General features: G+C 55.8%; 1 protein-coding gene. It reads right to left on the bottom strand.

What is annotated here, in order from left to right; genetic code table 11:
- Positions 1 to 155 precede the first annotated feature (155 nt).
- On the bottom strand, positions 156 to 337 hold a 182-nt coding region (locus RVY79_RS18280; RefSeq protein WP_317465945.1), incomplete at its 5' end, for a hypothetical protein.

The following is a 337-nucleotide window of genomic DNA, read 5'->3' on the forward strand; positions in this document are numbered from 1 at the left end:
CGGCAGCGGGGGAATTATAGCGACTAGGGTTGTGGAGGCTCCTCCATTTCTGACGTCGAGCCAGCGACGCCTCGTTACGGCAGTTGCCGCCTTCCGACCACCCTCTCGAATCAACTTTTAGGAACTGGGATGTGCAGAGATCCAGTGCAGCGTCCCTACCGCCCCGCCAGAAGAGCACGTAGCGCCTGTAGGAGTGTAAGCACGCGAAACCCGGAACTCTCTGTGCGATCCCAAAGACCCAGCGCACACTCAATGATTTCGCGCTCGATATCTGATGCCTGCGGGGGTTTCTGGAGAGATTGAGCTTCCTTTGCATATTTGCATAATTTAAGCGCAT

Origin of the sequence: Chromohalobacter sp. HP20-39 (assembly GCF_033052815.1) — a bacterium.
Taxonomy (GTDB): Bacteria; Pseudomonadota; Gammaproteobacteria; order Pseudomonadales; family Halomonadaceae; genus Chromohalobacter.